The sequence below is a fragment of the uncultured Cetobacterium sp. genome, assembly GCF_947038635.1.
Classification (GTDB): domain Bacteria; phylum Fusobacteriota; class Fusobacteriia; order Fusobacteriales; family Fusobacteriaceae; genus Cetobacterium_A.
This window is the reverse complement of sequence record NZ_CAMQXC010000076.1, coordinates 1-10,637: the sequence shown is the minus strand read 5'-3', so window position 1 is coordinate 10,637 and position 10,637 is coordinate 1. Positions and strand designations below refer to the sequence as shown.

Sequence of the window (10,637 nt, the reverse complement as noted above, 5' to 3'; positions counted from 1 at the left end):
GTGTTGTAATCTTCTGGAGTATTAATATTTTTTAAGATATTTTTATCATCAAAAATAGTATATTTTAAATCAATAAATTTAATATCAAGTTTATTCATTAGATTTAAAACTTTAAAATCATCATTATCAATGGCATCTTTAATTGTAGGAAGAGATTTTTTAGTATAAATTCCAAGTAAAGGGTGAATAAATCCATCTTTATCTCTAACTATAAAAGCATCATGATAAGGTGAAACAAAACTAGTTATATATTCAATAAAATCTTTAGTTAGGTTCGGAACGTCACATGGAACAGTAAAAATATAGTCTAGGTCACTTTCTAAAATTCCTTTATATAAACCAGATATAGGGCCAATCTCTTTATAGTCATCATCAATTCTAATAAAATTATCTGTAGAAATATCCTGTTCACTATTTAAAGATAGATAAACTTTACTAAAATCACAAAAAAGAAGATTTAAACGATCTAAAAAAGTTTCATTATTATATTTTAATAAAGCTTTATTACAATAGTTCATTCGACTACCTTTACCACCTGCTAAAATTAAAACATTGATATCTTTAATTTTAATCAATTAAAATCACCGTAACCTTATCGCCTTCATTTAAACATGGTGTTCCTGGAGTAATTTCAACAATAGCATTTTTTCCAATAAGAGATGATATAGTTCCAGAAGAATGTTTCTGATCATTTAGATATATATAACCATCTTTAAAGTACCCTCTAATAAAGCGTCTTTTAGAAGATTTTTTATTAAAACCACCTTTAACTATTCCTTCTACGATAGAAGTGTTTTTTATACTATTAGAACTAAGTTTAGATAAGATTGGTCTTCCTAAAAGTTCAAAATTAACTAAAGATGCAAAAGGGTTTCCAGAAAGAGAGAGAATTAATTTTTCATCCTTTTCAGATGCTAAAACAGGAGTTCCAGGTTGAATATTAATTTTCCAAAAAAGTCTATTGGCATTAAGTTCTTTTATTACATCGTGCATAATATCTTTTTTTCCAACAGATACTCCACCTGTAGTTATTAAGAAATCTATATTTTTAAGTTCTTTAGATATAAAGTTTGAAACTAGTATTGAATCATCACTCATTGGAGGGTATATAATTCCATCAATTCCGAGATATTTTAATTTACTAATAAGAGTAAAAAGGTTACTATTATAAATTTTACCTTTTTCTAGAGTTTCTCCAGGCATAGTAAGTTCGCTCCCTAAACTTAGAACTCCAACTTTAGGTTTTTTTAAAACTTTGAGAGTATTAATTCCTAAAGAAGCAAATACTCCAATATGGTTATACGTAATAATCTCACCTTTTTTTACTACAAGGTCATTAACTTTTAAATCTTCACCTAAAAAGCAAAAGTTTTCAAAGGGCTTTAGTTCTTTACTTATGTATAAAGTTTTAGTTTCCTCATTAAAAATTACATCTTCTTGTTTAATAACACAATTACATCCATCGGGAATAGGTGCTCCAGTCATTATTCTAAAAGCTTCTTTAGAAGAGATTTTTTTATTGCAGTAATCTCCTGCAAAAATCTCAGATATAACATTAAAAGTTACAGGAGTATCTTTAGTAGCTCCTATGCTATCATTACTATTAAAAGTAAAACCATCTAAAGGAGAACGATTAAACGGAGGATTATTTAAAGGAGATAAGATATCTTCTGCTAAGACAAAGCCTAAACTATCTAAAATATATTTCTCTTCAACAGTGTTTAAGGGTTGTATTTTTTTTAATAGAGTTTCAAGGGCACACTCTAAACTAATTTGCTCCATATTTTAACACCTCGCATAAATTTAATTAAATAATTTCTTTTTAATAATATAACATAAAATATGAAAAAAAAGTATTTAAAAATTATGATATAATAGAATAAAAGATTGGGGGAAAAAAGTGGAGATAGATATATATAAATTAGGTGAAAGATATAATTTAACAGAATCAGAAGAGTTAGCATTAAGTTATATAGTAAATAATATAGACAAAGCTTTAGAGATTGGTGTTAGGGGAGTAGCAAAAGAGTGTTTTGCATCAACTTCAGTGGTTATGAATTTATCTAAAAAATTAGGATATAAGGGATTTATTGATATGGTTTATAGATTAGAATTAACTTTGAAATCAAGCTTAGAAAAAAAGAGTGTTACAGAAAATTATTGTTTAGATTTTTCTTTACAAAAAGGAATGAAATTTAAAAATCTTTTAAAAAGAAAAAAAAATAAACCAATTTTTGTTCATGGAGTAGGGTTTTCAAATCCTATTGCAAAATATATATCCGATAAATTAATGGTAATTGGTTATTTTTCTATGATGTCAGAGTATATGGAAAATGTAGAGAGAGATTACGAAGAAAAACCTGTGTTAATAGTAGTTTCAAAATCAGGAGAGACAGCAGCAATTCTAAATTTATGCCAAAAGGCTAAATTAAAAGAGGTTCCTGTAATAGTTTTAACAGGAATAAAAAATAGTAGTATGGAGGAGTTAGCTGAATTAACTTTTGTAATAAAAAATAGTAACTTATTAGATGACAGAAATTTAGAAAAAAATGATTTCTTTGGAAATACCATATTATTTTTTGAAGAGTTAGTAGAAGAATATTTAAAAAAATAATGGAGGATTTATTCTTCCATTTTTTATTTAGATTAATTAAATTGACAAAATTAGAATAAATCATTATAATTAAATTAACTTTTAATTTGATAATCAAATATTTTAATGTGTATAAAAAATAGGGGGAGGATGAAAATGTTTAAAATAAGATATAAATCACATCACGATGTTAAGGATATAATTTTATCTAAAAATAAGAGAAAATTAAGACTACCTCAATCATATTGGAAATTAATGGAGAAGGAGCCGGAAGATTTAGATGGTGGAATATATGTACATATACCTTTTTGTGATAAAATTTGTTCATTTTGTAATATGAATAGAAAGCAATTAGATAACGATTTAGAGGATTATACAAAATTTTTAGTGAAAGAGATAAATAAGTATAGAAATAAAATGTATATACAAAAAAAGAAGTTTTCAGTAATATTTTTTGGAGGAGGAACACCTACAATATTAAAACCTCATCAACTTGAAGTAGTTTTATTAACTTTAAGAGAAGTTTTTCCATTAGAAGAAAATTGTGAATTTACATTTGAAACGACACTTCATAATTTAACTTGGGAAAAGTTAGAGATTATGAAAAAATATGGAGTTAATAGATTGAGTATAGGAATACAGACTTTTTCAAATAGAGGTAGAAAATTGCTAAATAGAACCTATGATCAAGAGTTTGTAAAGAAAAGACTAAAAGAAATTAAAGCAAAGTTTCAAGGATTAGTTTGTTTGGATATTATATACAATTATTTAGACCAAAGTATTGAGGAAGTTAAAGAGGATGCTAGAATCGTATCAGAAATATCTCCTGATAGTGTAAGTTATTATTCTTTAATGATTCATGATGGATCTGAAATATCAAAAGATTTAAATTCTGGAGAGAAAAATTTTGATTACAAAACTGAACGAGATAAAGAATTACATGATACATTTTTAGACTTTTTATTGGAGAATGGTTATAAAGTTTTAGAGCATACTAAATTAACAAAAGGAACAGATTCGTATAAATACATCAGAAATGTCCATAAATTAAAAGATTTAATTCCGATTGGAGTAGGAGCAGGGGGAAGAGTTCAAAATATAGAGCTATATCATTTAAATAAATTAGTCTCGTTTTACTCTTTAGATACAGAAAAGGTAATGAATTTAAAGAAAATATCAGGGATTGCTCAATATGAAAATGTACAATTAAAAGAATTAAGTAATCTAGTAGGAGAAAAATACGATAAGATATATGGAGCTTTAGAGGAGTTAGAAAAAATGGGATATATATCTATAAATAAAGAGAAAAAATTTTATAAATATACGAAAAAAGGGATATTTTGGGGAAATAATATATCTGCACTCTTGGTTGAAAAATATTTTGAAAATAGATTATAAAAAATAGGCATAAGAATGCAGAATTCTTATGCCTATACTATTTTATTTAATTCGTTGAAGTATTTTCAATATCATCTAAATCTGATTTTATTTTTTTTAGAAAATCTACTGTTCCCCAAAACAAAGGGAATTTTTTTGTAGGAACACTTGGATTTGGTTGAGCAACTAGAGTACTATCCTCTTGAGGAGTAGGTGGTAATGTAGCACCAAGAGCTGAAAAGATAAATCCAAGAGAAAAACTTGTTAAGAAAATTCCGAGTATAGTTTCTAAAACACAAAGTAATCGTATATACGCATTTAAAGGAGAGATACTTCCAGAACCAACAGTTGTAAGACTTCCCAAACTGATATAAAGATGATTAAGAAAGTTTTCTAAATTAAATGTAGAGGGTTTATCAACACCTATAAAAAGGTTATTTTGTGCCATTAGATTTAAAATATAATAGAAAGAACCAAAAGCTAATCCTAAAGTTATGTATGTTAAAAAGGTTGTAAGAATATCTAATCCTTTAATTTGCCTTTTTTTATTTATAAGCATGATAAATTGTTTAGATACTATAATAATTATTAAGGACATTGATACTAAAATAGAAATAATATGTAAAAATTTAATAATAAAACTACCTAAAAATATATTTAAAAATATATAATCAATTCCACCTAAGATTGGAATCAATAAAATGAAATACAAAATTAAAAAAATAGAAAAAATTGTATGATTACTCAAAAAAATTTTTAATTTTGGTCTAAAAAAGTATATAAATGGATATATAATAAAAAACATAGATATTATCATTATAAAACTACTGACAATAAATTCCCTAGATGAGTTTATTGTATTTGAAGTATAAAGTTCCCAAGCTGTAAATAAAATTGAAAGAATTAAAGAAAAAGTACGTATTTGTTCTTTTTTTAAATCGTTAATATTTTTGATATTCTTTATGTTCTTGATATTCTCTGTTAGTTTTGAGAAAAATTTTTTATAATTTATCATAATTTTAAGTATCCTCCAAAAAAATATTTTCTATTCAACACTTACTAAAAGATTTTAAATTTCCTTTAAAAATTATAGAAGAAATATTTGACAATTAGAACAAAGAGTAATAAACTTGAAAAGTAGAAAGAGATTAATAAATTAATTTAAAGGGGGAGAACAAATGTCAAAAGAAAAAAAAGATAACTTAATATTAAAGTTAATTGTTGGAGTTATCATAGGATTAATTATTGGATTATTTTCGAGTGAACCAGTAATTGGAGTGATTCAAACTATTAAATTTATTTTAGGTCAAATTATTTCATTTACAGTTCCATTGATTATTTTAGGATTTATAGCACCTGCTATAACAAAAATGAAAGCTAATGCGAGTAAAATGTTAGTAGCTATGTTAATATTAGCATACTTATCATCATTAGGAGCAGCTATATTTTCAATGCTTTCAGGATATATGATTATTCCAATGTTAAATATATTAACAGTAGTAGATGGTTTAAAAACACTACCACCAATGATATTTAAGTTAAATATACCGCCAGTACTTTCTGTTATGTCAGCTTTAGTTTTAGCTTTATTTTTAGGATTAGCAATAGTATGGACAGATTCTAAAAAGTTAGAAGCCGCTTTAGACGAGTTTAATAATGTTATTTTATCGATAGTTTACAAGATTATAATTCCAATACTACCATTTTTTATAACAACAACTTTTGCAACACTTGCATATGAAGGTAGTATAACAAAACAGTTACCAATATTTTTAAAAGTTGTTGTAATTGTTTTAGTAGGGCACTTTATATGGTTGTCTATTTTATATACAATAGGTGGAGCTGTATCAAAACAAAATCCATTAAATTTATTGAAGTTTTATGGACCAGCGTATTTAACAGCTGTAGGAACAATGTCTTCAGCAGCAACTTTACCAGTAGCGTTATCATGTGCTAAAAAATCAAAAAGTTTAGATGATGATATAGCTAACTTTGCAATTCCGTTAGGAGCCACAGTTCATCTATGTGGATCAGTTTTAACAGAGGTTTTCTTTGTAATGACAGTTTCTCAAGTACTATACGGAACACTTCCTTCAGTAGGAACAATGGTATTATTTGTAGTTTTATTAGGAATATTTGCAATAGGAGCACCTGGCGTTCCTGGGGGAACAGTTATGGCATCACTTGGAATAATATCATCAGTATTAGGTTTTGATGATACTGGAATAGCTCTTATGCTGACAATATTTGCTTTACAAGATAGCTTTGGAACTGCTTGTAATGTTGTTGGTGACGGGGCATTAGCATTAATATTAAATGGGATTTTTAAAAAAGATAAAAGTCTGCAAAATTAAAAAAATAAAAAACTCTCCAGGCTTGTAAAAGGAGAGTTTTTTTTATATAATATTCTAATCATTGTTTTGCGGAGGAGAGATGTATAAGAGTTATGTATATGAGGATATAGAAAATAAACTTGAAGAGTTTCAAGAGTTAGATAAGAAATTTTCTTTAGATAAAGAGGGGTTATATTATACTATAGAAAATAAAAATGAAATTATAGCTTATATTTTGTTAGAAAAAAATGAAAATAATTATGAGTTAAAAAGAATTTTTGTAAAAAAAGATGAAAGATTTAAATCTTATGGAACAAAACTTTTACTTTTTATTATTAACAAAAAAATAAAAAAAGGAAATTTAATTGTCGGTAAAGATAATTCGATTTCAGATTTTTTAATAAAAATAGGGTTTAAAAAGAAAGAGGATGGAGAATTTGTAATAGAAGATGTAGAAAATAAAGATTTTAGAAAAAAGGAAGGACAAAAAACTGTAATAGCATCCATATTTTGGAATATAATTTTAGCTACTACAAAAATAGGATTTGGATATGTAGGAAAATCAAGAGCATTATTAGCAGATGGATTTAATTCCCTTTCAGATGTTGTAACTTCTAGTGGTATTTTATTAGGAATTCATTTTAGTAATATACCGGAGGATGAATCGCACCCTTTTGGACATGAAAAGATAGAAAGTGTAATTGGAGTAATAATGGGAATTTTTATGATACTTACAGCTTTTGAGTTGGGAAAGGGAGGAATAGAAATTCTTTTCTCAGGTGAAAAAAGAGAAGTTCCAGAAATGCTAACAGTTTATTTTGCTTTATTTTCATCAGTTGTAAAATATTTTATGTATAAACAGAAAATAAGAGTGGGATTAGAAACGGAAAACAGCGCTTTGATAGCAGATGCTAAAGATAGTAGAAATGATATATTTGCATCTCTTGGTGTAGTATTAGGAATTTTATTATCTATTTATGTAAATCCAATATTTGATTTAATAATAAGTATATTGGTTGCTGTATTGATATTTAAAGAAGGAGTTAGTGTAATACTAGAAACGACAGATACTATCCTGGATAAACAAGATATGGAATTTATTGAAGAGATAAAAAAATATATATATGAAAATACAGATATAAAAAATGTACATGATATTATGATGAGAAAATCTGGTGATAAAATATTTTTAGAGTTACATATAAGAGTTCCAAAAGATATGAGTGTTTACAATGCACATAAAATATCAGATGACTTAGAAAATTCTATAAAAGAGGATTTCCCATTGGTAAAAAATGTTATTATTCATTTAGATTGTTTATTAAATTAAAAAAGTCTGCAATTAAGCAGACTTTTTTTTATGCATCATCATATTTTTCAAAATCATTATGTTTTAACATTGTTTGCACCTTTTTTATATATGCACCCTTTAATTCAGAGTAATTAGTTAGACCATGTGCAATTTTTTCCGGAGGTTCACCTGCATGAACTTTGGTTCTAAGTGATTTATAAGCATTAACTCTAGAAAGAGTTAGAACAAAATCTTTAACAGAGTCTTTAATAGAGTCATACTCTTTGTAAGTACGATTTGTATGCTTGTAGGCATTCATACCAAAAAGATTGTTTTTCTCTTTAAAAACTTTTGATGTTCCCCAACCACTTTCAATAGCCGCTTGCGAAAGAATAAGTGATGTAGGGTATTTAATCATTCTTTTTTTAAGTTCAGACCAATTATATGCTGAAACTTTATAAGATTTAAAAATTCTATCTAATTCTTTTTTTTCCTCAGAAGTATGAGAATTTTTCTTAGATAATATTTCTATGATAGAAATATCTCTATCAATTTCTTTGTTTACAATTTCAATACTAGGCAGGAGCATTGAAATAAAAACTTCTTTTCGACTACGTACGCTTAATTTTTTTAAATCTAATCCATCTAAAGAGTAAACATGATTTCCAGTAGGTTTATTCTCTAAATCTTTTAATGTTTTTACTTCGATAGTTTTATAATTAATTTCGTGCGGGATATGAAAATCCCCATCAATAGAGAATGAAAAAGATGAATAAAGGAAAAAAATGAGCATACTGATAACTAATTTTTTTAACATAGCTTCTCCTTTATCGATATAATAATTTTAATATACGTTAGATTATACATGATGATACATTAAAAATCAATAAAAAATTTACACGAAGCTAAAGGTATAGTATAATAAAACGATATAAAATATTAAATCATGGTAGGAGAGGGCAATAGATGTTAGAGCAAAAAAAATCATTATTTTCAATAACAATTCCAATATTTTTAGAACTGTTATTAGTTACTGTAGTAGGAAATATTGATACCATAATGTTAGGGAGATTTAGTGATAAAGCAGTTGGAGCAGTTGGGGGAATGAGCCAAGTTTTACTTATTCAAAATACAGTTCTTAGTTTTATTTGTTTAGGAACAACAATTCTTATGTCTCAATATGTAGGTGCAAAAAATCATAAATCTACAAAGGAGGTAATAGCAGCTTCTTTAGTAATGAATGTGGTTATTGGTGCAGTTTTGGGATTAGTATATTTAGTTGCATGGGAGTGGATTTTGGTAAAGATAAAATTACCATTGAGTCTTAGAGAGATTGGTATGAATTACTTTAAATTAGTAGGTGGACTTTGTATATTTCAAGCAATATCTCTTACAAATGGAGCTATATTAAAAAGCTATGGAAATACAAAACCTATGCTGTTTGTAAATGTAGGAGTTAATTTATTAAATATCTTAGGAAATGGAATGTTTATTTTTGGATGGTTAGGAGCACCAATTTTAGGAGTAACTGGTGTTGGATTATCTACGGTTTTTTCAAGATTTATAGGTGCGATAATTTCATTACTTGTAATGACAAATTATTGTAAATTTAAAATTGTAGAAGATTTGAAGAAATTTACTTATGAAAAAGTTAAGCAAATTTTATCTATTGGAATTCCTACAGCAGGAGAGCATTTAACGTGGAGTTTAACACAAGTTATAATTCTAGCTATGGTAAATACAATGGGAACAATTGAGATTACAGCAAGAACGTATTTAGCATTAATATCTTCCTTTATTATGATTTTTTCCATTGCTTTAGGACATGGTACAGCAATACAAGTAGGACAACTTGTAGGAGCTGGAGATAAAGACAAAGCATATAATCAATGTATGAAAAGCTTAACGCTGTCTTTTATAGCTGCAGCATTAGTTTCAATTATAGTTTATTTTTTAAGGTTTCAAATAATGGAGTTATTTACTAAAGATATGGAAGTTGTAAAAGCAACAGCAAAAGTTTTTCCATGGTTAATTTTTATAGAAACTGGAAGAACGTTTAATATAGTAGTTATAAACGCACTTCACGCAGCAGGAGATATAAAATTCCCTATGATAATGGGATGCATTGTTATGCTTGGAGTAGCTGCACCATTGTCATGGTTACTAGGAATAAGAATGGAATGGGCTTTAGTTGGAGTATGGATAGCTAATGGAACAGACGAGTGGATAAGAGGTTTTGCAATGCTGTGGCGTTGGAAAACTAAGAAATGGATGGCAAAAGGATTTGTATAAAAATAAAAAACGGATTTTTAAATCCGTTTTTTTTTATTTAAATTAATAGCTTAAAATTCCAAATTTAACAAGTATCATAGCTATAGAATAGATAATAGGGAATGTAATAGCAGTTCTTAAAATAAAGAATTTAGCAACATCTAATATAGAGAATCCCATTTTTGAATTAACAAGAATCATACCAGTTTCACTTAGAAATATCAATTGTGCAAAAGAAAGAGTTCCAACTATAAATCTAGCTACTTCACTTGTTGTATTTTCAATAAATAGAGCAGGTAGATACATATCAGAGAAACCAACAATCATGGCAGGAGCCATTTGCGATGCCACTTCATGAGTAAATCCTAATCCTCTTAAAATAGGCATTAAAGGCATAGATAAGATATTGAAGAAACTAGTATTTTCTGCAATAACCAAACCAATAGATCCAACACACATAATAACAGGAATAAAAGTTACATAGATAACTAAAACTTTAAAAAGAGAATCCACAATAATCTCTTTTTCAGAAGCTTTTCCAGCTGTAGTTGTTGCTAAATGAAGAGCTTCTGCAAAGCTTCTAGCTCCACTATCATCAACTTTATTACCTTCATAATATTCATTTTTAAATTTTTTCAAAGGTAATCTAGCAATTACAAATCCAGCAACTATAGTTGAAAAAGCGATAGTCCCATAAAATATCCAGAATATTTTAGAGAATTTTAATAAATCAGCAACAACAGCAGCAAAAGATATTCCTACTATTGAGAAT

General features: G+C 27.0%; 10 protein-coding genes. 5 read left to right on the top strand and 5 right to left on the bottom strand.

Translation table 11 applies throughout. From position 1 onward, the window contains the following. Both Q0V08_RS07990 and Q0V08_RS07985 read right to left on the bottom strand, forming a co-directional pair. Positions 1–575 (bottom strand): molybdenum cofactor guanylyltransferase (locus tag Q0V08_RS07990; protein WP_297433729.1); only part of this gene is annotated, 575 nt, incomplete at its 3' end. Further along, positions 568–1,782, bottom strand: a complete 1,215-nt coding sequence (locus Q0V08_RS07985; protein WP_297433727.1) for a molybdopterin molybdotransferase MoeA — start codon at positions 1,780–1,782, stop codon at positions 568–570. The genes Q0V08_RS07990 and Q0V08_RS07985, both read right to left, overlap by 8 nt. A 118-nt stretch (positions 1,783–1,900) precedes the next feature. Here Q0V08_RS07985 and Q0V08_RS07980 point away from each other — a divergent pair, with 118 nt between their 5' ends. Together Q0V08_RS07980 and Q0V08_RS07975 are read left to right on the top strand one after the other, a co-directional pair. Continuing rightward, positions 1,901–2,614: an SIS domain-containing protein gene (locus Q0V08_RS07980; RefSeq protein WP_297433725.1), complete on the top strand. Its 714-nt coding sequence runs from the start codon at positions 1,901–1,903 to the stop codon at positions 2,612–2,614. A gap of 135 nt (positions 2,615–2,749) precedes the next feature. Beyond that, positions 2,750–3,991, top strand: a complete 1,242-nt coding sequence (locus Q0V08_RS07975) for a coproporphyrinogen-III oxidase family protein (protein ID WP_297433723.1) — start codon at positions 2,750–2,752, stop codon at positions 3,989–3,991. A 46-nt stretch (positions 3,992–4,037) separates the two neighbouring features. Here the strand turns inward: Q0V08_RS07975 and Q0V08_RS07970 are convergent, their stop codons facing one another. Then, positions 4,038–4,985, bottom strand: coding sequence for a potassium channel family protein (locus Q0V08_RS07970; RefSeq protein WP_297433721.1), 948 nt, complete (start codon positions 4,983–4,985; stop codon positions 4,038–4,040). Between the two features lie 163 nt (positions 4,986–5,148). On the opposite strand from Q0V08_RS07970, the gene Q0V08_RS07965 reads away from it, so the two are divergent. Together Q0V08_RS07965 and Q0V08_RS07960 are read left to right on the top strand one after the other, a co-directional pair. Next, positions 5,149–6,324: a dicarboxylate/amino acid:cation symporter gene (locus Q0V08_RS07965; RefSeq protein WP_297433719.1), complete on the top strand. Its 1,176-nt coding sequence runs from the start codon at positions 5,149–5,151 to the stop codon at positions 6,322–6,324. Positions 6,325–6,403: 79 nt separating this feature from the next. Continuing rightward, positions 6,404–7,633, top strand: a complete 1,230-nt coding sequence (locus Q0V08_RS07960; protein ID WP_297433717.1) for a GNAT family N-acetyltransferase — start codon at positions 6,404–6,406, stop codon at positions 7,631–7,633. Positions 7,634–7,661: 28 nt separating this feature from the next. Here Q0V08_RS07960 and Q0V08_RS07955 read toward each other — a convergent pair whose 3' ends face one another. Beyond that, positions 7,662–8,411 carry a glucosaminidase domain-containing protein gene (locus Q0V08_RS07955; RefSeq protein ID WP_297433714.1) on the bottom strand — a complete coding sequence of 250 codons (750 nt, stop codon included), beginning with the start codon at positions 8,409–8,411 and terminating at the stop codon, positions 7,662–7,664. Between the two features lie 149 nt (positions 8,412–8,560). Between Q0V08_RS07955 and Q0V08_RS07950 the strand changes: the two genes are divergently transcribed. Then, positions 8,561–9,886 carry an MATE family efflux transporter gene (locus tag Q0V08_RS07950; RefSeq protein WP_297433712.1) on the top strand — a complete coding sequence of 442 codons (1,326 nt, stop codon included), beginning with the start codon at positions 8,561–8,563 and terminating at the stop codon, positions 9,884–9,886. A gap of 42 nt (positions 9,887–9,928) precedes the next feature. Here Q0V08_RS07950 and Q0V08_RS07945 read toward each other — a convergent pair. Further along, positions 9,929–10,637 (bottom strand): hypothetical protein (locus tag Q0V08_RS07945; protein WP_297433710.1); only part of this gene is annotated, 709 nt, incomplete at its 5' end.

What these genes read in the sequence shown, in the direction of transcription:
- Q0V08_RS07950 (WP_297433712.1), top strand. Translation starts at nt 8,561, where the DNA reads ATGTTAGAGCAAAAAAAATCATTATTTTCAATAACAATTCCAATATTT.
- Q0V08_RS07965 (WP_297433719.1), top strand. Translation starts at nt 5,149, where the DNA reads ATGTCAAAAGAAAAAAAAGATAACTTAATATTAAAGTTAATTGTTGGA.
- Q0V08_RS07985 (WP_297433727.1), bottom strand. Translation starts at nt 1,782, where the DNA reads ATGGAGCAAATTAGTTTAGAGTGTGCCCTTGAAACTCTATTAAAAAAA.
- Q0V08_RS07975 (WP_297433723.1), top strand. Translation starts at nt 2,750, where the DNA reads ATGTTTAAAATAAGATATAAATCACATCACGATGTTAAGGATATAATT.
- Q0V08_RS07960 (WP_297433717.1), top strand. Translation starts at nt 6,404, where the DNA reads ATGTATAAGAGTTATGTATATGAGGATATAGAAAATAAACTTGAAGAG.
- Q0V08_RS07955 (WP_297433714.1), bottom strand. Translation starts at nt 8,411, where the DNA reads ATGTTAAAAAAATTAGTTATCAGTATGCTCATTTTTTTCCTTTATTCA.
- Q0V08_RS07970 (WP_297433721.1), bottom strand. Translation starts at nt 4,985, where the DNA reads ATGATAAATTATAAAAAATTTTTCTCAAAACTAACAGAGAATATCAAG.